Origin of the sequence: Peribacillus sp. NPDC097225, from assembly GCF_044761955.1 — a bacterium.
GTDB lineage: Bacteria > Bacillota > Bacilli > Bacillales > DSM-1321 > Peribacillus.
The window spans coordinates 1,151,223-1,177,929 of record NZ_JBIWDJ010000001.1 but is presented as its reverse complement, the minus strand read 5'-3'; the positions used below and the strand labels follow the sequence as shown (position 1 = coordinate 1,177,929).

Sequence of the window (26,707 nt, the reverse complement as noted above, 5' to 3'; positions counted from 1 at the left end):
AACAGGAGCAACAGGAGCAACAGGAGCAACAGGAGCAACAGGAGCAACAGGAGCCACGGGAGCAACAGGAGCAACAGGAGCAACAGGAGCAACAGGAGCAACAGGAGCAACAGGAGCAACAGGAGCAACCGGAGCAACAGGGGCCACGGGAGCCACGGGAGCAACAGGAGCAACAGGAGCAACAGGAGCAACAGGAGCGACAGGAGCAACAGGAGCGACAGGAGCCACGGGAGCAACAGGAGCAACAGGAGCGACAGGAGCAACCGGAGCCACGGGAGCAACAGGAGCAACAGGGGCAACCGGAGCAACAGGGGCCACGGGAGCAACAGGAGCAACAGGAGCCACGGGAGCAACAGGGGCAACAGGAGCAACCGGAGCAACCGGAGCCACGGGAGCAACGGGAGCAACAGGAGCGACAGGGGCAACAGGAGCGACAGGGGCAACAGGAACGATACCTGGCTTCGCTTTTATTTATGACACAACAGCTCAAACTCTTGCTGGAAATGATTCAGTGACGTTTAACACTAACGGAAGCATCGTACCTGCAGGGTTCGTTGATCATACTGAGGGGGACGCAGAGATCACGATTTCGCAAGCAGGCACGTACCTCATCACGTATGAAGTAAATCCACAACAAGGTACGTCAGCATTCGCCTTATTCGCTGGAGATGATCAAATAGCAGGTTCCAATTATGGCAGTGGATCTGGTAACCAAACGTATAGCGGACAAGTTATCGTGACATTGCCTGCGGGCACCGTTCTTACTTTACGTAATATTGACGGGGGTACTTCACTGAATAATACGATAAGCGGTCCGGCATCTGCAGCTGTCCTAAGTGCATCCATCGTGATTGAACAGCTGGTATAAAATCAGGCCTTAGAAAAAAATTCTATTCTTTTTGAGGAACTGGAGACAGTTCCCTTTTTTTACATAGGAGAAAATTGTTTGGTGGTTACCCAGAGGTACAGTACATGAAAAGCAGGAGGGTTGGAAAAGCTATGAACGCATTCATTGATTGAAAAACCTTAATAGGAGGGATAAATATGAAACTTCAAAATAAAGTAGCCGTGGTAACAGGTGCAGCATCGGGTATGGGGAAAGCGATTGCGGAATTGTATGCTAAAGAAGGAGCCAAAGTCATTCTCGCAGACCTTGATATGGATGGTGCGAAAAAGGTCGCAGATGCCATCGAAAGTAATGGCGGAACGGCTAAAGCGATAAAAGTAAATGTCGGGGAACAAGCAGATATTGATCATATGATTGATACCGCTGTATCAGAATATGGCACATTAGATATCCTGGTCAATAACGCAGGAATTATGGATGGCTTCGAACCAGCGGGTGATATCGATGATGATAAATGGGATCGGATCTTTAACATCAACACAAAAGGTGTCATGCGTGCCACCCGTAAGGCCTTGCCGATTTTCTTGGAAAAAGGACAAGGTGTCATCGTCAATACGGCTTCTACAGGTGGACTGAACGGAGCACATGCCGGCGCTGCATATACGGCTTCAAAGCATGCAGTGGTCGGATTCACAAAAAATACAGGCTTTATGTATGCCAATAAAGGGATTCGCTGTAATGCCATCGCACCCGGAGCCGTTATGACCAATATTACGGCCGGCATGAAAAATCTGAATGAATTTGGTTCAAGCCGTACGAAAATCCCACAATCTGTCATCCCTCGTGCAGGCCAATCTGAAGAAATTGCAAAAGTGGCCCTATTCCTGGGTTCAGACGACTCAAGCTTTGTAAATGGCACAGTCATAACCGCAGATGCAGGCTGGACCGCAGCATTTTAGTTGAGGTTATAATGATCATACAAAGAAGGCCGCCAATTAGCGGCCTTCTTAATCAAGATACAAAAAGTGTATTTATTTAAAGGTAACCAGCGAATTAAGCGTGTTGTCGCCAAAATCAGTTAGCGTATAAACAAACTTTTGTTTTTGCCACTTTGCAAGGCTGCCTGTATCGTTTGCATCGATATGCAATTGCCCATATTTCTTAGGAACAGGCATCATATGCGTTTCCAAAAATTCTACAGTTTCCTTCGCTGTCGCTAAGCTTTCTTCTGACTTTTCTGTTGTGGAACGGGCTATAATGGCCCAGCGTCCTTCATTCCAACTTGTAAATAATGAACCTGCTCCTGCATCCTGATACCCCGTTATGCCATGCCCTAAATCAACAGCTTCACCATCTGAGAAAACGGTTTGATCGATTTCTTCACTTGCTGCTTTTTCCGTTTCATATCGAGTAATGACCAACTTGCCAACTAATTGCCCCGTTTCTTTTATCTTTGGATCGTTGATCTCTAGTTGTTTGTCTGTGTTATAAAATGTAAAAGTCGCTTTATTCTGAGTTGAAGACGCGATAGCCGTTACATGTTTTCCTTTGGTCACAGGGAAATCTGTTGGTAGCTTAATGCCCCAGTCACTTGGAATGATACTTTGGAAATCGGCTTTTTCAGCTTTGCTATCACTTGCTACATTCGTATTTGGTTTATCCACTTCTTTTGTTTCTGTCTTTACCTCTTCCGTTTGCTCCTTATCTGTTTCAGTATTTGGCTCTTCTGTCTGGCTCTTATCTGTTTCAACATCCACCGTTTGTTCAGGATTTTGTTTTTGTACCGCTTCTTTCTCTTCATTTCCGCAAGCAGTCATCATCACCATCATAAAGGTTAGTACGATTAGATATTTCAGCGTCATCCCTCTTTTCATGATTATTGATGTTCTTTACGTAAACCTTACCATGAAATTACCCTTTATTCAGGAACTCTAATCCAACTACCCGGCCAAATAGAGGAAGAATGAAATGAAGTCACTCCCTTAGGTGATTCAGTTTCACATTCGTATGTAGCTGCCTGTGCAAACTCTAAACCTTAAGCGAGCCACGAAACCCTCTGGCAGCATAGTATGATTCAGCTCCATTGTGGTAAATGAAAACGTGCCCGAAACGAAAATCGCAAAAAAGGGCACCGCCAAGTTCTCTAATATCAGAGGGGGTTTGCACCCAACTCGACGTTTTCATATCGAAATTTCCGATTTTTTGCAACGCTCGATATTGTTCTTCTGTTAAAAGTTCAATGCCCATGGTAGTTGCCATATCAATCGCGTTATTTTCCGGTTTATATTTTTTTCTTGTCTCAAGCCCTTCACGATCGTAACAAACACTTCTGCGACCTTTAGGACTTTCCGTTGAACAATCGTAAAAAATGTATTCGTCCTTCTTTTTATCATGACCAACAACATCTGGTTCGCCGCCAGTTCTTTCCATCTCATTGAGCGACCACATCTTTTTAGTATTAGCCTCCAATTTTGCTTGAACGTTAGCCCATTCAAGACCTTTATGGCGGCTCATGTTTTTCTCAAAACGGACTTTCAATGCTTTGAGTAATTCTTCACGTTGTTCTAGTGACAACTCCAAAGCCATATTAGTTTCCCCCTTATTATTTTTACTAATAATGGTTTAAGTATATATAAAATTGCTTTATAACATTAAGTAAGTCGATTCCTCCACAATCTGGCCCATTAGTTGAACAAGGCTCAAAATATCACATGAATACTATATTAATTTCATATCTAGTTCACATAAAGCACCCTACTGAAGCCAAAACACGAGTCAACCCTTGAATTCAGCCGAGATCGGTCAAATCAGGGGTTCTAATGTTAATTAAGGACTTTTTACTTATATTAAATCTTTCTTTTTTTTTATATGCTTACTTTTGTAAAAAAAAAGGGGAGTCCTTAAAATGATAAAGAAAATACTTACTGTTTTTTTTGTAAGCGTATTATTTATTAGTATATTTTTAACTGAAACATTGAATGTACAAGCTAGTGAATTAAAAGGAAATACAGTACAAGCACAAAATAATGACGATATAAAAATAAAATTCAATAATTCCGAACGAAAAAAAATTATTATTGATAGAGAAAATATTATTTCGGAAATCGAAGAAAAAACTAAAACGAGCAGTAAATCTGTTAATTCTATAATCTCGCAGACGTTAAAAGAGAATACTCAAGAAACGTTAAATAAAGGTATTGAAAAGAAATTAAAAACTATAAATCATGATTTACATAAGTCAATAGAATTAGAAACTAATATAGAACCTGAAACTTTTGAGATCAATGAAAATCTTAGTGTAACTTTCGACGATAATTTTGTTATAGTAGATGAATTTAAAGAATCAGCAGAAAGGGAAGTAGATGAAAATACTGACCTTAACTTATTTACATTTGTTGATAATCTATTTGTTGATAAAGCATACGCTGCAACTTCAAAGAAGAAAATAAAAAATGCTTCACACTCAAGAAGTATTTATGATACAGCTATAAAAAGTTTAAAACTAGTTACGGCATATATAGGTGCAGAATTTACTTATGATGGAAAAAAAGTGACTGCCAGAAGAACTGGGAACTATATGAAAACAGAAAATGTTGCAGGAATTCTTATTGATGTAGTTGAAAAGAAAAGTGCAATACAAAAGCCTAGTAGCTCAAGAAGAATTGCTTATCAAGAAGGTAGCGCAATTTTAGGTTTTACAGTTAAAGGGCATGGTCTTAAATTGCAAGAAAAATACTTAAGAGTTAATGTTGAATCGAATGCAAAAGGTAAAATAACCAAAAACTCAATTTTAAGATAGAAAGAAGGAACCTCTATGTCTTTTGTAGTAACAGCAGCGTTTACAGTAGTAATGATATTATTTATCATTTTAATGCTTGTAAAACTTTTTAAAAACTTTAAAAAGAAAAAGACGAACCTTAAATGAGTTCGTCTCAGGCTGTCGACAAAGTCGACAGCTGTTTTTTGTATAAAGCTTCATCAATATATTGTGTTCTTATTTCGAAAATACAACTAATATATGCGAAGGATTATATTCCCATCCTCCATTTTCATTCTCAGGTAACGTTATAACTAGGCGCTTAAGCGCCATTGTTTGGAACGGAATAACATCCTCAGGATTTCTGAATCTAGTGAGTAAGTGAAAAATCAATACAAATCCTTTATAAAGCTCTTCACATAAAAGAACTCCAAATCTTTATGAAGGTCTTTTATGTGAAGAGGGTTCCTTTTATACTTATTAATAGCCTTTCCTACCAATTAAAGTATGACTTTGCTGTAAAGTAAACAATTATAAATAAAATGACTATTATCATACATCCTGGTTTCCCGAAAAATGCCCGATCATATACATCTTGCTTATCATTCTGTTGTCTATTGAGCACTAGTAATTCGCCCTCATTTCTTCAATATTATGAATACATAATACTATTAAACACAACAAAAATGTATTAATATTCTTAAAATTAAGATTATTACTTTTTATTCCCAATGATTTTGGATACATGGCAGCGCCTCTTTTATGTAACTAACGGGAAAGACTCGTTATCCCTTTACGAAAACAACGAGGGGCATATTATATTAAGAGTAATCCCTTATAATTAAATCCGAAGAGATTGGTATTAATCCCATTTCTCTCGACCAAATTGATAATTGCCCAATATGATGAATCTCGTGGGTTATGATATGGAGAAGGATCTTTGCGCATGTAAAGGTATACGTAGTTCCGTTCTTACTATTGATTTTTATGTTACGCTTCTCAAAATCAGTAGAATCATGAAGGGACTTTTCAGTTACTGTTTTGGTGAAATGAGAAAATTTTATTACATCCTTTAAATCGGAGATGGTATCTTTTTCAGGATAATCAATAGGTTCTTGAAGCATATGGTTCGTCCAAATAAGTTCGCAATCGATAATATGTACAAGATTTTTGAGAATACTCCCCATACCACCTACTCTTTCAGCACGTAACTCTTCTATAGATAAACTTTCACACCATTTGAACCAGTCTTCTCTAACCTGCCAATTATATAAAAACATATCTAACAAAATATGGTTCGCCCCTTAAATAAGAAAATTTAGTATGGATATTACCTTTGATGAAAAGGCAAATATAGTAGTTTACCTTCTTATGATTCTTTCGTTTCTATCGATTTATGGCAGTATCCAAGGTGTAGTTATGAAACTCACATTAAGTGATTAGCTGTAGATCATTTAAAAGACCTCCAATTGGTAGTCTTTTAAACTACCTGAAACTCGATCCTGTCTGAAGCATGCAAAAGGGTAAATCCGAGGCAAAGCTTTTAATCGACAAGGGGGTCACCGTCTTTTATGGCACTCACCTTGACTTTGAAATCTTCCATAGCATGCTCTTTGGCGATATTCTTCACAGAAAAGGCGATTCGATTCTGATTTTTCCCCTCTCTCGGTACATAAACGGTAATCGTTTTCTTATCCTCACGGACGCCGATTGATATAATATCAAATTCATTTATAATTTTATTGCTTTCTTTCATGAATCCGACTCTGTTCTACCTTCTTTTGAGTGTCCAGGTATTCATAGACCGATAAAAGGATAAATGCACCTACGAGCACACTTAATCTTAGAATAATTCTTTGTCTTTTAACGTTCTTCAATTCAAATCCCCATCTCTAAGTAGTATATATTCCAATTATTATTAATTTTATCATATTTATCCTTCTTTCAATACACACGATTACCGATTATTCAAAAGACCCTACATGCAAGTTCTATGAAGCTTTGACGGTCCTCTACAGGTCCTTTTCCGGTCTAATGCATCTAAGCTACTATCAGAGAAACATACTGCCCATAATTTTCACTGGAGGTGGAATAATAAGACGATTATTTTAAGGGGGAGATACGTTTGGATCAATAACAAACGATTAACACACTGAACAAATTCTTACAGGTACAATACATGGGCATCCACGCCTATGAAAACTTTTAAAAAAAACTGCAAAATTCCTCCGATTGTAGCTCCTTTTTCTTATGTTAAAGGATTAGCATTCCTCTAAAGAATTCCTCTTCACCAATTCTTCTCCCGGGCATTAAATAATAGGGAGATGCCTGATTAAAAAAGGTTTGACACAGTGGGTCAATCCGACTATACTAGCTAGTAATTACAAAACACAGTAAACAAATAAGAATAATTAGCTGATTGGAAAACCAAAGGCATCGACCCATATCTATGGGTGATTTGCGTTTGGTTTTTTTTATTTTAAAAGGGGGATATAGGCATGGAGGTTTTTTGGTTTTTACCGACGGCGGGAGAAGGCAGGTATTTGGGTACGGAGCATGGTAAGCGTGAGGTCACGTTTGGTTATATTGAGCAGGTGGCAAAGGCTGTCGACACGCTCGGATTTGACGGGGCGCTGCTGCCGACGGGTGTTGCTTGTGAAGATTCTTGGGTGATCGCGTCGAGTCTTGTCCCATTGACGAAGCGGATGAAATTCCTGGTTGCGGTCCGTCCTGGATTCGTCGCTCCGCCCGTTGCTGCGCGGATGGCGGCAACTCTGAATAAAATTTCGGGAGGACGCCTCCTGCTGAATATCGTACAGGGTGGGGACCCCAAAGAATTGGCCGGGGACGGACTTCATTTGACTCATGATCAACGCTATGAAATGAGCGGCGAGTTTTTATCTATATGGAATCAATTATTTAAGCAGGAATCCGTAACCTTTAAAGGGAATTATTTTAATATTGAGAATAGTCAACTCCATCCTTCCACTCCAAAGCAATCTCCGGCCTTATACATTGGCGGGACATCAGCTTCTGCTTATGAAGTGGCGGCGAAGCATGTCGATCATTATCTGACATGGGGTGAACCGGTCGATGTGGTCAAAACAAGAATCGACACGGTAAGGGAGTTGGCGAAACAACAAGGGCGAGAGGTGAAGTTTGGCATAAGGCTTCATGTGATCGTCAGGGAGACGGAGGAGGAAGCGTGGGCCGCAGCGGATGAACTAATCAAGTATGTAGATCAACATACAATTGATGAAATGAGAAAGAAGATGGCTGGCTTCGATTCCAATGCGCAGAACAGGATGAGCGATATCTCGTACAAAAACAGGGATTCGCTTGAAATCAGTCCTGGACTTTGGGGAGGAATCGGTTTGGCCCGGGAAGGGGCAGGAACGGCTTTGGTGGGAAATCCCGACCAAGTGGCTAGCAATATGAAAAAGTACCAGGAAGCGGGTGTAGACACTTTCATTCTATCTGGTTATCCACACCTGGAAGAATCATATAGGGTTGCGGAATTGCTTTTTCCAAAATTAAAGGATTGAAAAGAGAAGAAAGATAGGGGGGAATCACATGAAAAGAAAGTTTTCGGTTTTATTTATATGTATGATGATGGCGGTCCTTGTCATCGGATGTTCTTCGAAAAGCTCTACAGACGACGGCGGGAAAACGACAATCAGCTTCATCCACTGGCGTGGGGAAGACAACAAGGCCTTCAAGGAGCAAATTTCTAAATTCGAAAAAGAAAACCCGGATATCAAAGTCAATATGACGGTATACCCGTCCGAGGAATACCAATCTACTGCCCAGACCATCCTGAAGGACGGCTCGACAGGGGATGTCTTCACGGCGTTCCCGGGATCGCAATTTGAGATTCTGAAGAAAGCCGATCTATTCACGGATCTTAGCGGTGAAGAGTTTGTTGGGAAATTCAATGAAAGCCTGATTGAAGCCGGACAGGATGACGGGAAGCAATTGGCGCTTCCGCTTCAGCTTGTCTTCAACCAGCCCGTTTACAATGTCGGCCTTTTTGAAAAATTGGGACTAGAACCTGCCAAGGACTGGGATGGCTTCCTTGCCCTATGCGAAAAGTTGAAAAAGGCGGGCTACCTGCCCATCGCTTTCCCAGGAGCCGATATTGGCCCAGGTCAGCTGATCAACTCGATGGTCATGAACAATGCTCCGGACGAAGAAGTTTTCACAAAATTAGTTAATGGCGAGAATGAGCTGACTGAAGAATGGTGGGTCAAAACCCTGTCGCAATTTAAGGAGCTAGTTGATAAAGGATACATTTCAAAAGACTCCTTAAGCGTGAAGCATGACGGTGCCATTGCCTTGGTGGCACAGGAAAAAGCGGCGATGCTGGGGACTGGGTCCTTCGCGATGGCGAACATCCAGGCACTCAATCCGGATATCAAGCTGAAGATGCTGGCACCGATTACGGTTTCCGAGGATGAGGCAAAATTCGAAGGCGTCCATACGACAACCTTCATGCTGGCGGTGAACAGCAAATCGAAGAAACAGGAAGCAGCCAAGAAGTTCATCGACTTCTTAACAGAGCCTGAAAACGCGTCGGCCTATGCCAATGAAACGGGTCAGCTTTTAACACTGAACGATGTCGAGTATGAGTCCGATATTCTGAAGGATTCAACGGAATGGATGGATAAAAATACAAGATTCCAGCCAAGATATACCATCACCAACGCGAACGTGGAAAAAGCCGTCCTGTCTTCCATCCAGGCAGTCATCGGCGGCACGGAACCGGATAAAGCGGCAAGTGACGCCCAGAAAATCGTCAAACAAAATATCGATGAATGAAAAGCGTACGGAGGGAGAAGATCTTTCTCTCTCTCTTTCTTTTGTCTGTTAGGGGAGGTTGTGCATCGTGCTGAAGAAGAATAAACGATTGTTCCTGTTTATTGCACCAGGTTTACTTATGTATCTCATCTTTTTCATCTATCCTACGCTTAGCGCCCTTTTCTATTCCTTCACAAACTGGGATGGCATCACACCCGATTATCAGTTCGTCGGGTTCGATAACTATGTGAAGCTAGTGACCGAGGACAGCATTTTTGCGAAGGCCTTTACGAATAACATCAAGTTCATGCTGTTCGTCGTGATTTTCCAGACGATCCTGTCGCTGCTGTTCGCCTTATTTTTGATCAAAAACACGAAGGTCAATGTGTTTCTCCGGGCGTTATACTTTTTCCCGACGATCCTTTCCTCGGTATCGGTCGCGTTCATCTGGACCTTCATTTATGACCCGAACATGGGGTTATTATCAAGCCTGCTTTCTGGCCTGAACCTCGAGTCTCTTTCACAGAATTGGCTGGGAGATGAGGATATCGCCATCTTCTCGATTGCAGCCGTTCAAGTTTGGTTCCATACGGGGCAGATGCTGATCATCTTCGTCGCCGGACTTCAGGCGATTCCAAGCGAATTGTATGAGGTGGCAAAAATTGAAGGGGCCAACCGCTGGCAGACGTTCCTTACTGTCACCTGGCCGCTTGTCGCACCGGCAGCGACCATCGTCATTGCCTATACGACGATTCAGTCGTTCAAGGCGTTCGACTTGATCTTCGCGATGACCAAAGGGGGGCCAAACTACTCGACGGAAATTCTGGCAACCTTCATCTATACCACGGCGTTTCGTAGCTTCAAGTTCGGTTACGCTTCAGCTGAATCGGTCCTGTTCATGATTCTGATGGCAGTTATTACATATATACAATTCAAAGCCTTACGGGCCGATCGAGTAAACTATTAGGGGGGAGACCGCAGCTATGAAACTTTCAAAAACGGTACTGATGCTTCTCTATGCGTCATTGATCATCATTCCGATCCTGACGATCTTCCTGTCGACGTTCAAGCCAATGTCTGAAATGTACAGCAATGTGCTGGGGTTGCCGGAATCCTTTCAGTTCGATAATTATGTCAATGTGTTCATCGACCAGTCGATGGGAACCTACTTTAAGAACAGCTTGACCGTCACGTTGGTATCCGTCATCCTGACCTTGTTTTTTGCCAGCCTGATTGCCTTTTCAATTGTGAGGATGGGTGGCTGGGCCGGTGGACTATTGTTCAGTTTCTTCGCACTCGGAATGATGGTACCCGCCCAAACGAACATGATTCCGCTTTATCAGCTCATGTATGATTTAGGATTGACGAACAGCCTTGTCGGGTTGATGATTGTCAATATAGCGGTGACGATGCCAGTCGGGGTGTTCATCCTGACCGGATTCATGAAGTCCCTGCCGAAGACGATATTCGAGGCAGCCATCATGGACGGTGCTGGCAACTGGCAGATGTATACCCGCATTGTCTTGCCACTATCCCTGCCGTCCTTATCGGCAACGGCCATCTTCCTGTTCGTGATGCACTGGAACGATCTCTTATATCCGCTTCTGTTCATCACGCAAGACGAGTTCAAGACCCTGCCGCTTGCCTTACTGGAATTTCAGGGTGAATACATGACGAATTATCCGCTTCTGTTTACGGGAGTCATCATTGCTTCAGCGCCAATGGTCATTATCTATGTATTTTTGCAAAAGTACTTCATCGCCGGCATGACGGCCGGAGCGGTGAAAGGCTAATAAATAGGAAGAGGTGTCGGTTATGGAACGAGTTACACTGCAAGAAGGATTGTCTTTTTCAAGAATCGTCCACGGGCACTGGAGGGCGGCGGACTGGAATAAGTCCACACAGGAATTCTTAACTCTGACCGAGCAATGTCTCGAGTTGGGAATCACTACATTCGATAACGCAAATATTTACGGTGATTACACATGCGAAGGGCTTTTCGGCAAGGTGCTGAAAGCGAAACCCGACCTTCGGGACCGAATGGAAATCGTGACGAAGTGCGGCATTAAGCTCGCCAATGGCAAAAATGGCTTCTCGCTCAATCACTATGATTCAAGCAAGGAGCATATCATCGAGTCGGCCGAGCGATCCTTAAAGGAACTGAACACGGACTATATTGATGTCCTCTTGTTGCACCGCCCGGATGTGCTCCTCGATCCCGATGAAGTAGCGGAAGCCTTTACACTTTTGAAAAAACAAGGGAAAGTCAGGCATTTTGGCGTATCCAACTATCTTCCATCACAAGTGAACATGCTTCAGGCATCCTTGGACATGCCGCTTGTGACGAACCAGGTAGAGCTTTCCGTCATGTACCGAGACAACTTCGAGAATGGCGTACTGGACCAGTGCATCGAGAAGAAGATGCCGCCAATGGCCTGGTCGCCGCTCAATCAGGGACTTATCTTCACCAGTGAAACGGAAAAGGCAATCAGGGTGCGAGACGCCCTGAAGAAAACCGCGGCTGAAATCGGGGCGAACGATATGGACGAAGTCATGTACGCATGGTTGATGAAGCATCCGGCTGGCATCATGCCAATCGTGGGATCCGGACGGATTGAACGCATTCAATCAGCGGTTAATAGCCTATCGCTTAAGCTCGACAGGCAGCAATGGTATGAAATCTGGGTCAGCTCTCGTGGCCGGGATGTGGATTGATGCAAAAAAAAGGCAGGCGCCTCAATCGGTGCCTGCCTTTTTATTATGGTTAAAATCTGGTCATCAAGAACCAAGTGCCGATAGCCACAACGACAATGGCTAGTAATAATAACCCGTAGCCGAGTGGAGCGGATTTAAACTGTTTAAGATTTCCTTTATATAAAGATATCTGGTTGATCGTTCCAGCCGGGTCACACTTGATGAATAAGGTTCTGGCCTCTTCCGATTCTTTCATATAGTATCTCAAATACTTCTTATCATCCGTCAACGTAACCTCTATGTCTTTGTAACCCAACGATTCTAGAAAAGAAAGGAGATACTGCTTATTATAAGGCTTGTTTTTAAATTCTTTCACGATTATTTCGCGTCTGTTCATGCTCACTCTTCTCCTATCTAGCTCAATCAAAATACGTATTGAATATATACCCAAGAATAATAGTAAAACTCTTGTTGCCGTTTTTCCATACTTTTTGCAAGAAGTTTGAAATTTTGAGTGTGAAGGTACAAAGAAGTCAGGCAGGAGTGGGGGAATGGTCTTGGTTTCGAGGAGGGACTAACATCCTAAAAAATTCCGTTGACAATCAGTTTTAGTGTATGTTAACTTTAGTACATTAGTAAACTAAAGCATAGAGAACAACAATCAGCCAAAGGTGGTTTTTCTGAAATGAAACGTTCAAGTATATTCATATTAACGATAATCGCAATGTTTTCACTTCTTGCAGCCTGTTCCTCCAATTCCGAGGAAAAAGAAGACAAGCTGGTGATTGGAATCGATGATAAATTTGCCCCGATGGGATTCCGTGATGAGGATAATGAAATTACTGGTTTTGACATCGATTATGCCAAAGCCGCCACTGAAAAAATGGGTGTAGAAGCTGAATTTCAACCAATTGACTGGAAAACGAAAGAATCCGAGTTAAGTAGTGGACGTATCGACCTTATCTGGAACGGGTACACCATTACGGATGAGCGTAAGGAAAAGGTCCTTTTCACAAAACCTTACTTGGAAAATGCACAGGTGGTCGTGACGCTTGAAGATTCCAAGTTGACTAAGCTTGATGATTTAGCAGGTAAAGTCGTCGGTCTTCAATCGCTTTCTTCCGCATCAGATGCATTGAATGCTAATCCGATTAAATCCGAGGTCAAGACGATCACGGAATACTCCGATAACGTCTTGGCCCTAAGTGACCTGAAGGCTGGCCGTCTGGATGCCGTAGTCATTGATGAAGTGGTCATTGATTATTATATGTCCAAAGAAGAAGCTACATTCAAGGTACTGGATGAATCACTTTCTCCGGAGCAATATGGAGTAGGCGTGAAAAAAGGAAAGGAAGATCTTCTGAAAGACCTTCAAAAAGCACTGGATGAAATGAATGAAGATGGCACTGCCGCTAAAATCTCTGAGAAATGGTTTGGCGAAAATAAGGTATTAAAATAAGAACGAACAATATTAGGCAAACAGGATTTCCTTTTGGGAACCCTGTTTTGTTTTTGGGGGAATCGATTCATGTCTATAGATTATCTTACTTCCATACTGAAGCCCATGCTAGAAGGGGCCCAAATAACGGTCCTCTTGTTTTTGATTGCCATTGTCGTTTCCATTCCACTGGGCTTCCTGCTAACCCTTCTTGTCAGGAGTAAATTCAAGCCTGTCGCCTGGCTTGCTGAGGGTTACATATATTTGATGCGCGGTACGCCGCTATTGCTACAATTGTTATTTATCTGCTTTGGATTGCCGATGCTGCCTGTAATTGGTGAATACATGGTGTTGGATCGTTTCGTTGCGGCTTGTTTAGGTTTCATCTTGAACTACGCAGCTTATTACGCCGAAATCTTCCGCGGCGGTCTGTTGGCAGTTGAAAAAGGTCAATATGAAGCCGCCCAAGTGCTTGGATTGAATAAATGGCAAACGATGAGAAAAATCATCCTGCCGCAAATGTTCCGTGTCGCTCTTCCTGCGATCTCGAATGAATCGGTCACACTGGTCAAAGATACCGCGTTGCTCTATGCCGTGGCTGTACCGGAATTGCTACACTTTGCCCAGACTGCGGTGAACCGTGACTTTACGATCGTTCCGTTCTTCTTGGCAGGAATCATTTATCTGTTGATTACACTCGTATTAACGATGTTCTTTAAATGGCTCGAAAAACGATACAAAATCGAATAGAAGGAGTGGTGAATGTGGCTATCCTTGAAGTGTCCAACCTCAAAAAGTCATATGGCAAGCTAGATGTACTAAAACGGATCACATTGGATGTGAATAAAAACGATGTCGTCGCCGTGATCGGTCCCTCCGGATCCGGGAAAAGCACGATGCTCCGAAGCCTCGTCCATCTTGAAGAAATAAATGGTGGCAGCATCGCTGTCTCCGGGGAATATATGGTGAAGGATGGGGTTTACTCGAATCCAAAAGAACTCAAGCAAATCACCTCAAAAATGGGGATGGTGTTCCAGCATTTCAACCTGTTCCCGCACTTAACGGTCAAAGAAAATCTTGAAATCGCGCCAAAAATGGCCAAAAAGGAATCCTATGACGTCATCCAGCAACGAAGCGCGGAGCTATTGGAAAAGGTCGGGCTCTCCAACCGTTCGTCGGCATTACCGGCCCAGCTATCCGGCGGCCAAAAACAAAGGGTAGCAATTGCCCGGGCTCTGATGATGAATCCTGAAATCCTGCTGTTCGACGAACCGACTTCCGCCTTGGATCCGGAATTGACAGGCGAAGTGTTGAAAGTAATGAAGGACCTGGCTGAAGAGCACATGACGATGGTCGTCGTCACACATGAAATGGAATTCGCCAAAGAAGTGGCCAATCGGGTCATCTTCATGGACAATGGGGAAATCATCGAATCCGGACACCCGGACGACGTCTTGACGAACCCACAGCATGACCGGACGAAAGCATTCCTGAAACGCAGCTTTAAATAATTCATAGTATCGATGAGGGGCGTTTCCGATGGGGAACGCCTTTTTCATGCCCACTTATTATGGTACGGTTTGATGTTTCTTTTCTATTGCTGGAAATGCTGACGTCTAAAGAGAATGGTAAACAGGTAAAAGACCTTATGGAAAGGTATTGGAAACTTCACTCGGATCTAATACGTGAAGTATTTTCACACCCCTGCTGGTTCTTCAACACTAAAAAAGACGACAGTTTCCCCTATGAGGAGTCTGTCGTCTTTGGTTTATTTATTGACGCCGTAGCTGAGTAGGTTCGTGAAGATTCGGTATCCTCCTGGGACTTGGTTTTGGATTTGGCGGTAGAAGACTAGATTGGTATAAAGATAGGTGCCTTTTCCGTGTTTGGTCATTAGGATACCGCCATCAAATGGAGCTTCGTTAGGGTCAGCCATGCTGACAAAGGTTTCGAAGCGTTCGTCCCATTTCATTGGGTAGTAGAGGCCGCGTTCCTGAACCCAGTTATCCCAGTCGCTGTTGGTAATTTTGTTCGGATAGTTGAACAACGGAGAGTCGGGCTTCAAAACAGTAACTTTCGCCTTTTCATCGGTTACGCGCCATTTAATCGATACATCACCAAGTTTAAGTTCATAAGGTGCGGTAGTCTTAGCATCCCAGCCGTCAGAAGGCTTATGGTATTGGACAACTAGATGCCCTCCGTCTTCTACATACTTCATGAGGCGATTATTATTCGACTTCAAATCAGGTCTAGATAGATAGGCGCGAATTCCCGTTACAATCGTATCGTATTTACTCAAATCGCCAGTTGCGAGATCACGTTCGCTTAGGTTTGTAATGTCAAGACCTGCATTAGTCAGGTACTCATCAACTTTATCAAATCCGCTGCTAATGTAGCCGATTTTTAGATTGTCAGGCTTTAATAACTCAAACGCTACGGTGTTAACTTGTGCCGGGTATTGATAATAAAAGGTACCGATATGGTCATAGTGTATTTCTTGAATAGTCGAGCTGAATGCTTTTCCATTGACGTGGGCTTCTGCTGAAATTTTCTTGCTGCCTTCTTTAATATCAGAAGGGGGCACGAGCTTGAACTTCACGCTTTTTTCTTCAGCATGTTTTGTGAAGGAAACATCTGCCTTTTTCGGAGTCACACTCCAGCCTGATGGCACCTTTAAGTTAACTGATGCTTTCGTTTTGCCTTGTTTATAGTTCTTTACCTTTAGTGTGACTGGGATTTCTTTTTGAACATCTGCTGTGTTGACGGTAATATCTTCAGGAGACAGAGTCAAGCTAACATCCGGAAGCACTGCAGTTGTGCCTGCAAGTTCTTCGATATGAACGGTTTTTGTGCTGCCAGATTCATAACTGATGGAAGCTGTGACCGCAGGAGCATCGTAGGCGTGATAATCTTGGGCCTTAGCTGGGATTTGCAGTGTATACGTATAAACTAAGGATTTGCCTGGCTTTAAATTAGTTGGCTTTGTTTTGGTAGTCGCTTTCCAACCATTTGGGATTTTTAGTGTGGCTTGCGCCTTTTTCAATGTTTGTTTGCCAGTGTTTTTCATGCTGACCGTAACCGTTGTTTTTTCCCCTTTGGTCCAAACGTTTGCTGCTGCTTTTGCTGTTACTTCAAGTCCCGAGGATACAAAGCTAACTTGCTGAAGCTGTTCTTCTTTTGTGGAAAGCTTATGAAGCAAATCTGCCTTTACGGATTTAGAGAGTTTTGATTTTTTAGTAAGTTTAGTTAAAGTAGTAAGATTTTTTAATGCTTTCTGTGATTTTGTATAGACACTGTTGGAATTTGGGTAGGCGGCAACGATGCCATCCAGCTCTTTTTGCAATGATTTTAACTTGGCTCTGACTGAGTATTCACTGTAAGGCAGCGTTTGAGCCCATTCAGTCAGGTTATAAGGGACGCCTGCAAAAAGGTCATTGTTGTTCTTTACTTTGACTATGCTATGGATTAATTCAAGGTGGGTTTGCCTAGGAGCGGCCGGGATATCTGAGCCCATCCCCTGACTTTTATGAAGGTAGCGTGATTGTTCGCCAAGCTGTGGGTACGTCATGTTGTAGATTGGATCAAACATTCCGATTTCAATAGAAGTTGTGGCGGTTGCAGCCGATTCAGCCGGAAGATATAGCTTTTTGATTTGCCAAACAGATAAGCCTTTTTTCAATTGTTCAGGAAAAACCTTAGGATCAGCTGCATCCTTATAGGCACGTTCAGTAAGAATGGCCATCGTCCGATGATGTCCATGCTGTGTGTCAACATCACGGAAGGAAGGCATCACGATATCGGGTTGGTAGGTGCGGATAAAGGCAATCAATCGTTCATAGGTCAGTTCTTCTCCCCAGTTAGCCAGTGTTTCTTCGGGAGTTTTGGAAAAGCCGAAGTCGAAGATAGGATCAGAGGTGGTTTCGCTTAGGTGGTATGCTTTCACGCCATTAATCTTCGCAGCTTCAATCATTTCACGAGTGCGGATGATTCCAAGGGCATCGTTTAATTCATCACCGATCTCATTTTGTCCGCCTTCCCCACGGTTAGCAATTAAACTTGATGTCTTTACCCCAAGACCACGTGAGAGGTAGGCTAGGAAATCGCTTCTTTCATCATCTGGATGAGCCCCGGAATTTAAAAAAGTAACCGTCGTCTCTAACGGTTTAACAACATTCCATAAATCAACATCATGTGTGTCAGTCTTAGCCTGACTGGAAATAGGAGCCATTGTAACAACCAACAAAATCGAGAAAATAATCAAGAAAACCTTCTTCATTCGTGCACCCCTTTCAATTGTTAAGCATTTTTTTAAAATTTTCTAACTACCGATTTTTCCTCCTCCTTAAGTTGCTGATATTAAGCAGGTTAGTAAATCTTCCTAACTAACGAAAGATAACCCCTTATTTAATTTAATACCATATAAGGATAATATTGTAAATGAGTAACGGATGAAATAAACGGAATATCTTATGCATAAATTAAAAGTAGTTAGAATATTTAAAATATTAGTTGTAATTTTTTGGAACCTATTTTATATTGTAGTTAATTAGTAAATTTTACTAACCAAATTAAAGGCCGTGATGTGATGAGGAGTAATAAAACACCTATGAATCTTAAATTGATGAATAAGAAGAGAGTCCTTCAATGTATCCACGATCATGAAGCAATCTCACGAGCAGAAATCGCAGTAAAGGTTCAGATATCAAAACCTACCGCATCTTTGCTGGTTGATGAGCTGATCTCTGAAAAGTGGGTTATCGAGAAAGGAAACGGTGAGTCTACTTCACAAGGAGGACGAAAACCGATACAGCTGTATTTCAATGCAAAAGCATGGTATATCCTCGGTGCAGATATTGGCGGGACAAAGGTTAAGACGATTTTATGTGATTTAAGAGGGGCGATTATCGCGGAAAGTGAGTTTAAGACGAGCCGCTACTTACACTCGGGCTTACTCAGTCAGCTTGCTTCTGAGATTGAACAGATGATCCAGAGAAGCAATATTAAAAAGCATGAGATTCTTGGAATGGGTGTTGGTATACCAGGGATTACTGAATCAAAGAGCGGTCTCATCATTGATGCGCCGAGCTTGAACTGGGTTCAATATCCCTTTCTTACAGAAGCAAAGCGTTATTTTTCTTTTCCAATATACATTGATAATGATGTGAATGCGGCAGCACTAGGTGAGCAGTGGCTTGGGAATGCGAAAAATAAGAAGAATGTTTTATTTATTGCCGTTGGAACGGGAATTGGCAGTGGCATTATTATTAATAATCAGCTGTACCGTGGCGCAACTAGTGCGGCTGGTGAGATTGGGTATATGGTGACGAATAAAAATGATATGAAATCTTCATTTAGACCCATTTTCCAACGTTATGGATACTTAGAAAGTGTGGCTGGCGGGAAATCGATTGGCCTTAACCTAACAGAGGCCATTCAGAAACAACCCGACCATCCTCTTTACGAACAAGCTCAGAATGAAGAACTTACAGGGGAGGAGGCTTTTTCATTAGCGAAAAATGGCGACAAGCTGGCTCAAGCCGTCATCGAAGAAGTAATTGAGCATCTGACTTATGGAATTATCAATGCAGCGAGCTTGCTCAATCCAGAAGTGATCATTTTGGGAGGTGGTGTTTTTAAATCCGCAGATTATATCTTGCCGAAGCTGCGAAGCATGATCACGCATTATTTGCCAAGCACAGTCACATTGAAAACTTCACAACTGGGGGAAAATGCGGGCGTCTTAGGAGCCGTTTCACTATTTTTGCATGAGCATGACAGTATACTACATTATCAATATGAGGGGGATTTTTATTGATGAACATGAAAAAGAAATCGATATTGACGGCTATGACATTGTCAGCTGTAATGGTGCTTGGTGCCTGTAATTCAGATGAAAAAACAGTGGGAAAAACAGAAGACAAAAAAGATAAGCTAGAGGAGAAAATCGTTGTCTATTCCCCGCACGGTAAGGACATTCTTTCGAAATTCGAGAAACAATTTGAAGAGAAATACAGCGGGGTAGATGTAGAATGGCTCGATATGGGGTCTCAGGAAATTCTCGACCGGGTACGATCGGAGAAAAATAATCCCCAAGCTGATATCTGGTGGGGGGCACCATCAACGAGCTTCGATCAAGCTAAGGATGAAACGTTATTAGCACCTTATAAACCAAGTTATGCGTCCAATCTGGATGACAGCTTTTTCGATCCAGACTGGAATTGGTCAGGAACTAGTCAAACACCGGAAGTAATCATGTACAACACCAAAGAACTGAGTGTAGAGGAGGTTCCAAAGGATTGGGATGAACTACTAGATCCAAAGTGGAAGGATGAAATTATTATCCGTTACCCGCTTGCTTCTGGAACAATGAGAACCATTTTTTCGGCGATGATTTACCGTGATTTTAAAGATAGTGATGATCCAACAAAAGGATATGAATGGTTAACGAAGCTTGATAAAAATACGAAGGAATATTCAGCCAATCCAGAAATGATGTATAACAAAGTCGCCAAAGGTGAAGGTGCGTTGTCGGTTTGGGCGATGCCAGATGTTGTCATGCTGATGGAAAATAAAAACTACCCGTTTGACTTTGTGATTCCAGAAAGCGGTACGCCTGTATTAACAGAAGGAATTGCTGTAGTGAAAGATGCACCTCATCCTAAAGCCGCTGAAGCATTTTATGAATTTGTGAATTCACCTGAGGCTGCAAAAACTCTAGCTGAAGAGTTCTACCGGATTCCAACGAGAAGTGATGTAACCGATCTTCCGAAGTGGATTACTGATACGGAAATCAAAAGCATGGATATTGACTGGAAGGTCTTTCAGGAAAAAAGCGACGAGTGGATGAAATATTGGGACGAAAACATCAAGAGTGGAGATAAAGAAATTAAAGAATAGGAAGTGGAATGGTATGGCGTCGATAAAAATAGAAAATGTCCAAAAGGCGTTCGGCAAGACCATTGCAGTGGATCAATTAAATCTGGAAATCAAAGACGGGGAGTTTTTTACGTTTCTTGGCCCAAGCGGATGTGGGAAAACGACAACGCTTCGGATGATTGCTGGATTCTATTATCCAACGAAAGGTGTTGTCCGCTTTGGTGATAAGGATATGACGCGTGTGCCTCCGGAGAAACGAAATACAGGCATGGTTTTTCAAAACTATGCCCTTTTTCCTCATATGACGGTCTTTGAAAATGCGGCTTTCGGTCTCAGGGTAAGGAAAATACCTGGAGCTGAATTGAAAAAGCGGGTACAGGATGTCCTTCAGAAGGTAAGGCTGGACAAGTATTCTGATCGTCAAGTGAGTCAGTTGAGCGGTGGGCAGCAACAGCGTGTAGCATTAGCACGGGCACTCGTAATTGAACCGGAAATACTTTTACTGGATGAACCGTTAAGTAATCTTGATGCAAAACTTCGTGATGAAATGAGAAGTGAGATTCTTAGACTCCAGCGTGAGTATAAAATCACGACCATCTATGTCACACATGACCAAGCAGAGGCTCTGTCGATGAGCGATCGTATTGCTGTTTTTAATTATGGTGTTTGTCATCAAGTGGGAACACCATCCGAAATTTATAATGCGCCGGTGAATGATTTTGTTGCAAGTTTTATTGGTGAAAGTAATTTATTGCCGGCACGGATTGAAGCAATGAATCAGGAAGAACTGAGTGTGGGGTTAACTGAATCCTCTAATGAAATGAAACTCGCAGTACATAATAATCAACTGAATGTAATAGGGAATTTAACGGTTGGCGATAGTGGACTTGTGACCTCAATCCGCCCGGAAGCGATTACTGTTCACAGAAGCGATATCGGCGGTGAGAATGTTTTTAAAGGAAGTATTGAAAAGGTTGAGTTCTTTGGTTCCACGTTTAACGTTAGTGTTCGGATGAATGAGGTGTTGCTGCAGGCAAATATGCTGAATAATCAGGGTGCAAATGGTTTTAAGTTAGGGGATGATGTGTGGGTTGAACTGCCGCCAGCCCATATTCGGGTACTCCCGGTTGTGAGTGGTGACGGCGTATGATGAAAAACCGTGAGCATCGTTTAACGTTTATGCTTTTGATTCCGGTTGTCCTGGTACTCGTGGCATATGTGCTTTATCCATCATTGCGGACCTTTTTTGAAAGTTTGCAAAGTGATGGGGGCCTGACGCTAGGAAATTATCAGGATTTCTTCAGCCAAGAATCCAAAACAAATTTAGAAGCGTTATGGAACTCGGTATATATATCCATCTTAAGTGTGTTAGCCAGTGGATTAATTGGAATTCCCCTCGCACTCATTTTTAATAGGTATCAATTTCCTGGGAGGGGGCTGTTTGCGACAGCAGCCATTATGCCGATTGTACTGCCGTCACTTGTAGGCGTAATGGCCTTTATGTTTTTATATGGTGAATCAGGTCTTATTCCCAATTTGATTAAAGATTTATTTGGACTTGAAAAAGTACCGTTCCAGATTGGCGGCGTTTCGGGAATCTTGATTGTTCATGCTTATACGATGTATGTGTATTTTTATATGATGGTCTCAGCGGCCATTAATAAGATTGATCCTTCTCTCGAAGAGGCTGCATCTAATCTGGGTGCAAGTAAGGTAAAGGTATTCTGGAAGGTGACTTTTCCTTTAATGACACCGGCAATTGTTGGTGCCTCACTACTGGTATTCATGATTTCCATGGCGTCGTTTAGTGCACCTTTTCTTCTTGCAGGTGGGTACCGGGTATTGAGCTTACAAATCTATTTCTCGAAAATTAACGGGGATATGGAAATTGCCGCTACTCAATCCGTGATTCTCTCAGTTGTTTCGATTGGTTTCTTACTCTTGATGCGCTGGTATCAAAATCGTAAGGATTATCGAATGGCTTCTAAAGGAATAGGGGCGCATCGCAGTGAAGTGAGAAACCCGGTGATGAAATGGGTAATGGCTACAGTTGGAGTGATTGGAGTCATTATTTTGTTGCTGCCGCATTTTACGATTTTACTACTGTCATTGGTACCTGATGGTACATGGACCTGGCAAACGTACCCGTCAACTTTTAACTTTGAAAATTTCCGTCTGTTGTTTGAGGACCCGAATATCTTCAAGCCGTTAAAGAACAGCTTGCTGCTTGCGGTGATTGCGACTGCAGGAAATTTGGTTTTTGGTGTGATTGCTTCGTATGTACTGGTGAAACGGAAATTCGTCGGGAAAAGCTTCATTGATATCTTGGTAATGATACCTTGGGCATTGCCTGCGACGGTTATCGGGATGAACTTGGTATTCGCCTTTAATGAAAAAAGTATTTTCAGTTTTGGCCAGATTTTGGTCGGCACGTTTTGGATTCTGCCTCTGGCTTATTTTATTCGTCATATTCCGCTCGTTGTTCGTTCGACAAATGCGGTGCTTGAGCAGTTGGATGATTCGATTGAGGAAGCATCGAGAAGTCTTGGTGCAAAATGGTTTTATACATTCAGAAAAGTGATTCTGCCGATTATTATGCCTGGCGTATTATCAGGTACTTTGCTTGCCTTTGTTGAATCTGTGGGTGAGTTTCCAACGTCTGTCTTATTGTATACCCTCTCGAATCGGCCAATTTCAATTGAAATTATGAATCAACTTCGGATGTTTAATATGGGGCAGGCAGCTGCATATGGGATGATACAAATTACCTTAATTGCTCTCGTCCTATTTATCTCAAACAAATTCTTCGGAGTGAAAGCTGAACGATCTTTGACATAAAGGGGTTGAAACATTGAATAAACTAGATGAATTTTTAAAGAATGAAGGGCAGACGTTTCCTGGAAAAACGTATGTCGAAGAACTGCTCATGCCAGTCTTTAATGATCAACGTGATTTCTTATTTCATGTCATGTTCGATATTCATCGGGCTCATGTCATTATGCTTGCTGAACAAGCGATCATTCCTGATGGTGAAGCGAAAGTGATGTTGGAAGGAATTAATAAGGTTGCGCAGACGGATGTAGGGATGCTGCTTTATGAACCGCAGTTTGAGGATTTGTTTTTTATGATGGAAGCGAAGATTGGTGAAGAAATTGGTGCAGAGTTGGCGGGCAAAATTCATATCGCCAGGAGCCGGAATGATATGGGGGTTGCGATGTACCGCCTTGTGCTGCGTAATCATTTCATACAGCTGCTTGGCAGTGCCTATTCTCTAAGCGAAGCTATTTTGGCACAAGCAGAAAAGCACAACGCCACGTATATTACAGGCTACACACATACGCAACCGGCACAGCCGACAACGCTTGGTCATTACTTTCTCGCTATTTATGATGTTTTACAGCGTGACATCCGCCGTCTCTGGTCTGCCTATGAAAATGTTAATCAATCTCCACTTGGTGCTGCAGCTCTGACGACGACTGGCTTTCCAATCAACCGGGATCGAACATGTGATTTACTTGGGTTTGATAGAATTGTTGAGAATTCCTATGATGCAATCGGGGGGGCCGATTATCTGCTTGAAACAGCGACTGCCTTGATGACGTGTATGGTTGATACCGGCCGCTGGATTCAAGATTTCCTTCAGCATGTTACAAGAGAATTTGGCACCTTTTATGTGGCAGATCCTTATGTGCAGGTGAGCAGCATTATGCCGCAAAAACGTAATCCGGTGTCGATTGAACATTCTCGTTCCATTGCAAGCTCCGCATACGGGGATGCCCTTGCCGCAATGAACATGATTCATAATACGCCGTTTGGTGATATTGTGGATACCGAGGATGATCTGCAACCGCATTTGTATCGTTCGTTCACCAATGCAAATCGAGTGTTTAAGCTAATGTATGCGGTCATTACAACATTGAAAGTGAATGACGAATATACCAAGAAAATGGCCGCTAAATCGAGTATTACAATCACCGAGCTTGCGGACACACTTTCCAGGGAATATGGAGTTTCATTTAGAAAAGCCCATTCGATCGCCAGCCATATCGCCAAGGTAACTATTGCAGAGCAAAAAGAGCTCTATGACTGGAAAGTAGACGAGATTAATCAAATTATTAAAGAATTCGTTGGAGTAAGACTGACAGATGCTGAGTGGAAAAAAATTATCTCTCCAGAATACTTTGTCGAGATCCGCAACATCCAAGGAGGGCCCAGCCCATCGGAAGTAAAACGAATGATTAACGAGCGTAAGATATCATTATCTAAAAAAATCAAAGACTATGAACATACCGTAACCAGATTAAATGAAAAACATAGAAAGCTAATGGAATTTAGTTTTTGAATGGAAAGAGGCTGTGACATCTTGTCACAGCCTCTTTCCATTCATTGATGATCTTAACATGAGTTCCCGCCCTCGTTTTATGTAAAAATTCTTCCGCACACAATTCGTCTCAATCCATAATGTGTTTTATCTTCCCATCTCGGACTTTTATCTTCGGTTTCTACGATTTATCTACGCAAACCGAACTTTTATCTGTGGATATCGGCAATATATCGATTTTTCGACAAAAAACGAACAATCCAGAAGTGTCCTCATATAAGGAGCAGTCCAAACGAAAGGTCATATCACCGACAATGGTATCCAACTGTCGTTGACATGACCTTTCCTTATCCATTATTTCTTTCCTCCACGATCATCCTCAATCCACTCTTTGGTCTGAGTGTAAGCAAGGGCAGGGGTTTTACTTCATGATGGTCAGGTGCGAGCTTGATTCGATATTGCTGGGCAATGGAGGCTAGGACCAGCACGGCTTCCATCACAGCAAAGTGATTGCCGATGCACACCCTCGGGCCACCACCAAATGGAAAGTAAGCGAATGGAGGGATGGTTTTCAAATAGTTGTTTTCAAACCGCTCAGGTATAAAAGAATCGGGTTGATCGAAATACTCTGGATTATGATGCATCACATAGGAACTTAACAAAAACATATCGCCTTTTTTGAAATGGTAGTTTCCGATGGACACATCTTCTGCAGCTTTCCGTGATATGACGTAGAGTGGTGGATAGATGCGAAGCGATTCCCAGACAATATTCTGCGTGTAGGATAATTTCATGAAATCATCAGGAGTGGGGGTGCGGTTTCCGATTACGGTATCTATTTCATGGAAAAGCTTAGCTTCCACTTCAGGATTCTGCGATAGTAAGTAGAATGTCCAGGAAAGTAAGGTAGCGGTCGTATCGTGACCGGCAAGGAAGATCGTCATTACTTCATCGCGTACTTGCTGATCTGACATCCCTAAACCATCCACTTCATCTCGGGCTTCCATCAGGATTCCCAACATATCTTCATGACTCTTTGCATCTTCTCTACGTCCTTCAATTATGCTATATATCACGGTATCCAGTCGTTCGAGCACCTTTTTATATTCCCGGTTGCTTTTTGTTGGAATCCATAGAGGCAATTGAAAGAGATTCCTCATTCTTTTGACAGCAACCTTCATCACTTCATCTATCGGCTCCCCAATCAGGTTATATCCATCTTTGAGTTCCGTGCTGAACATGGTCTTGCTGACTATACCAAGAGCAAGGCTCATCGTGTCCTCGGTGATTATTCTTTCTTCCCCGTTTTTCCAGGTTGAGATATATTCCTTGGTTATATCAATCATATCTTGTGCGTAATTGCTAATATGGGTCTTTTTGAAAGATGGTTGAATAAGCCTTCTCTGGCGCATGTGAAAATCTTTATCACTCGTAATGAGCCCTTCTCCAATGAGCGGCTTTAAGCTATCGAAGTCTTTTGATTTCAAAAACGACTTTTGTTTGGTTACAAGGATTTGTTTAATTAAATCCGGATCTGAAATGAGGTAAACGTTTTGGAAAGGCCCCAACCGAAGTTTTGCAACGTCCCCATATTCTTTAGCTAGCCGTGTAAGAAAACCAATTGTGTCTGATTGAAACTCCTTTGTATGACCAGTTATTATTTTCCCTTTTGGGCCAGTGGGAGAATCATGAGCATCTTTATCCAACAATGATTTGTTTCATTCCTTTCTATATAAGTAGTTATAATCATTCTATGTGGATTGCGCATATTGGTTTGGACAAGTATGCGAGAGGGCTAGCGTTTTTTACATATTAATAGAAGGAAAACCGTTAAAAATCGCGATCATAGGCTCTTCATTACTTTTTTTAAACTCTAATTGTTTAATATTGGTAAAATAAGGGTAAAAAGACTGGAACTTGAAATGGAATGAGTGCATCCATTTTCCTAACGGGAGCTATAAATAGCATACTTATCCC

At 42.3% G+C, this 26,707-nt stretch carries 22 protein-coding genes and 1 pseudogene; 16 read left to right on the top strand and 7 right to left on the bottom strand.

Annotated features, from left to right (window positions below):
- Positions 1 to 868: pseudogene (locus tag ACIQXH_RS05900) on the top strand (collagen-like protein); the annotation flags it as partial.
- Positions 869 to 1,044: 176 nt separating this feature from the next.
- Positions 1,045 to 1,806, top strand: coding sequence for an SDR family oxidoreductase (locus ACIQXH_RS05895; protein WP_402874229.1), 762 nt, complete (start codon positions 1,045 to 1,047; stop codon positions 1,804 to 1,806).
- A gap of 72 nt (positions 1,807 to 1,878) precedes the next feature.
- Here the strand turns inward: ACIQXH_RS05895 and ACIQXH_RS05890 are convergent, their stop codons facing one another.
- Positions 1,879 to 2,709, bottom strand: a complete 831-nt coding sequence (locus tag ACIQXH_RS05890) for a hypothetical protein (RefSeq protein ID WP_403122596.1) — start codon at positions 2,707 to 2,709, stop codon at positions 1,879 to 1,881.
- 166 nt (positions 2,710 to 2,875) lie between these two features.
- Positions 2,876 to 3,433: a DUF4256 domain-containing protein gene (locus tag ACIQXH_RS05885; RefSeq protein WP_402874235.1), complete on the bottom strand. Its 558-nt coding sequence runs from the start codon at positions 3,431 to 3,433 to the stop codon at positions 2,876 to 2,878.
- Between the two features lie 319 nt (positions 3,434 to 3,752).
- Here ACIQXH_RS05885 and ACIQXH_RS05880 point away from each other — a divergent pair, with 319 nt between their 5' ends.
- Entirely contained in the window at positions 3,753 to 4,646 is an 894-nt protein-coding gene (locus tag ACIQXH_RS05880) for a hypothetical protein (RefSeq protein ID WP_402874238.1), read from the top strand.
- A gap of 779 nt (positions 4,647 to 5,425) precedes the next feature.
- Here ACIQXH_RS05880 and ACIQXH_RS05875 read toward each other — a convergent pair.
- Together ACIQXH_RS05875 and ACIQXH_RS05870 are read right to left on the bottom strand one after the other, a co-directional pair.
- Positions 5,426 to 5,884, bottom strand: coding sequence for a DinB family protein (locus ACIQXH_RS05875; protein WP_403122643.1), 459 nt, complete (start codon positions 5,882 to 5,884; stop codon positions 5,426 to 5,428).
- Positions 5,885 to 6,147: 263 nt separating this feature from the next.
- Positions 6,148 to 6,360, bottom strand: coding sequence for a hypothetical protein (locus ACIQXH_RS05870; RefSeq protein ID WP_403122593.1), 213 nt, complete (start codon positions 6,358 to 6,360; stop codon positions 6,148 to 6,150).
- A 742-nt stretch (positions 6,361 to 7,102) separates the two neighbouring features.
- On the opposite strand from ACIQXH_RS05870, the gene ssuD reads away from it, so the two are divergent.
- The 5 genes from ssuD to ACIQXH_RS05845 all read left to right on the top strand — a co-directional run bounded on the left by ssuD (position 7,103) and on the right by ACIQXH_RS05845 (position 12,116).
- Positions 7,103 to 8,149 carry an FMNH2-dependent alkanesulfonate monooxygenase gene (gene ssuD / locus ACIQXH_RS05865; RefSeq protein WP_403122590.1) on the top strand — a complete coding sequence of 349 codons (1,047 nt, stop codon included), beginning with the start codon at positions 7,103 to 7,105 and terminating at the stop codon, positions 8,147 to 8,149.
- A gap of 28 nt (positions 8,150 to 8,177) precedes the next feature.
- The gene (locus tag ACIQXH_RS05860; protein ID WP_402957373.1) at positions 8,178 to 9,422 is read left to right on the top strand and encodes an ABC transporter substrate-binding protein; all 1,245 of its coding nucleotides are present in this window, start codon (positions 8,178 to 8,180) and stop codon (positions 9,420 to 9,422) included.
- A 70-nt stretch (positions 9,423 to 9,492) separates the two neighbouring features.
- Positions 9,493 to 10,368, top strand: coding sequence for a carbohydrate ABC transporter permease (locus ACIQXH_RS05855; RefSeq protein WP_402987402.1), 876 nt, complete (start codon positions 9,493 to 9,495; stop codon positions 10,366 to 10,368).
- Positions 10,369 to 10,474: 106 nt separating this feature from the next.
- Positions 10,475 to 11,194, top strand: a complete 720-nt coding sequence (locus ACIQXH_RS05850) for a carbohydrate ABC transporter permease (RefSeq protein WP_403122586.1) — start codon at positions 10,475 to 10,477, stop codon at positions 11,192 to 11,194.
- A gap of 22 nt (positions 11,195 to 11,216) precedes the next feature.
- Complete coding sequence (locus tag ACIQXH_RS05845) at positions 11,217 to 12,116, top strand: aldo/keto reductase (protein ID WP_402874244.1); 900 nt, start codon at positions 11,217 to 11,219, stop codon at positions 12,114 to 12,116.
- Positions 12,117 to 12,165: 49 nt separating this feature from the next.
- On the opposite strand, the gene ACIQXH_RS05840 is transcribed toward ACIQXH_RS05845, so the two are convergent.
- On the bottom strand, positions 12,166 to 12,492 hold the full coding sequence (locus tag ACIQXH_RS05840) for a hypothetical protein (protein WP_402874247.1): 327 nt from the start codon (positions 12,490 to 12,492) through the stop codon (positions 12,166 to 12,168).
- Between the two features lie 288 nt (positions 12,493 to 12,780).
- Here ACIQXH_RS05840 and ACIQXH_RS05835 point away from each other — a divergent pair, with 288 nt between their 5' ends.
- The 3 genes from ACIQXH_RS05835 (at position 12,781) to ACIQXH_RS05825 (ending at position 15,044) form a co-directional block, all read left to right on the top strand.
- Entirely contained in the window at positions 12,781 to 13,554 is a 774-nt protein-coding gene (locus tag ACIQXH_RS05835) for an amino acid ABC transporter substrate-binding protein (protein WP_402987076.1), read from the top strand.
- A 69-nt stretch (positions 13,555 to 13,623) separates the two neighbouring features.
- Positions 13,624 to 14,283, top strand: a complete 660-nt coding sequence (locus tag ACIQXH_RS05830; protein WP_403122583.1) for an amino acid ABC transporter permease — start codon at positions 13,624 to 13,626, stop codon at positions 14,281 to 14,283.
- Between the two features lie 14 nt (positions 14,284 to 14,297).
- On the top strand, positions 14,298 to 15,044 hold the full coding sequence (locus ACIQXH_RS05825) for an amino acid ABC transporter ATP-binding protein (RefSeq protein WP_403122640.1): 747 nt from the start codon (positions 14,298 to 14,300) through the stop codon (positions 15,042 to 15,044).
- 257 nt (positions 15,045 to 15,301) lie between these two features.
- Here the strand turns inward: ACIQXH_RS05825 and ACIQXH_RS05820 are convergent, their stop codons facing one another.
- A complete protein-coding gene (locus tag ACIQXH_RS05820) occupies positions 15,302 to 17,809 on the bottom strand; it encodes an NEW3 domain-containing protein (protein WP_403122581.1) in 2,508 nt (835 codons plus the stop codon).
- Between the two features lie 330 nt (positions 17,810 to 18,139).
- Between ACIQXH_RS05820 and ACIQXH_RS05815 the strand changes: the two genes are divergently transcribed.
- The 5 genes from ACIQXH_RS05815 to argH are packed head-to-tail and all read left to right on the top strand — an operon-like array spanning position 18,140 to position 24,751.
- A complete protein-coding gene (locus ACIQXH_RS05815; RefSeq protein ID WP_403122578.1) occupies positions 18,140 to 19,348 on the top strand; it encodes an ROK family transcriptional regulator in 1,209 nt (402 codons plus the stop codon).
- Positions 19,348 to 20,430, top strand: coding sequence for an extracellular solute-binding protein (locus tag ACIQXH_RS05810; protein ID WP_403122637.1), 1,083 nt, complete (start codon positions 19,348 to 19,350; stop codon positions 20,428 to 20,430). The genes ACIQXH_RS05815 and ACIQXH_RS05810 overlap by 1 nt, the downstream gene beginning before the upstream one ends.
- Before the next feature lie 13 nt (positions 20,431 to 20,443).
- Positions 20,444 to 21,559 carry an ABC transporter ATP-binding protein gene (locus tag ACIQXH_RS05805; protein WP_403122573.1) on the top strand — a complete coding sequence of 372 codons (1,116 nt, stop codon included), beginning with the start codon at positions 20,444 to 20,446 and terminating at the stop codon, positions 21,557 to 21,559.
- A complete protein-coding gene (locus ACIQXH_RS05800; RefSeq protein ID WP_402874264.1) occupies positions 21,556 to 23,247 on the top strand; it encodes an ABC transporter permease in 1,692 nt (563 codons plus the stop codon). The genes ACIQXH_RS05805 and ACIQXH_RS05800 overlap by 4 nt, the downstream gene beginning before the upstream one ends.
- A gap of 13 nt (positions 23,248 to 23,260) precedes the next feature.
- On the top strand, positions 23,261 to 24,751 hold the full coding sequence (gene argH, locus ACIQXH_RS05795; RefSeq protein ID WP_402874266.1) for an argininosuccinate lyase: 1,491 nt from the start codon (positions 23,261 to 23,263) through the stop codon (positions 24,749 to 24,751).
- A 326-nt stretch (positions 24,752 to 25,077) separates the two neighbouring features.
- Here the strand turns inward: argH and ACIQXH_RS05790 are convergent, their stop codons facing one another.
- Positions 25,078 to 26,439: a cytochrome P450 gene (locus ACIQXH_RS05790; RefSeq protein ID WP_403122569.1), complete on the bottom strand. Its 1,362-nt coding sequence runs from the start codon at positions 26,437 to 26,439 to the stop codon at positions 25,078 to 25,080.
- Positions 26,440 to 26,707 lie beyond the last annotated feature (268 nt).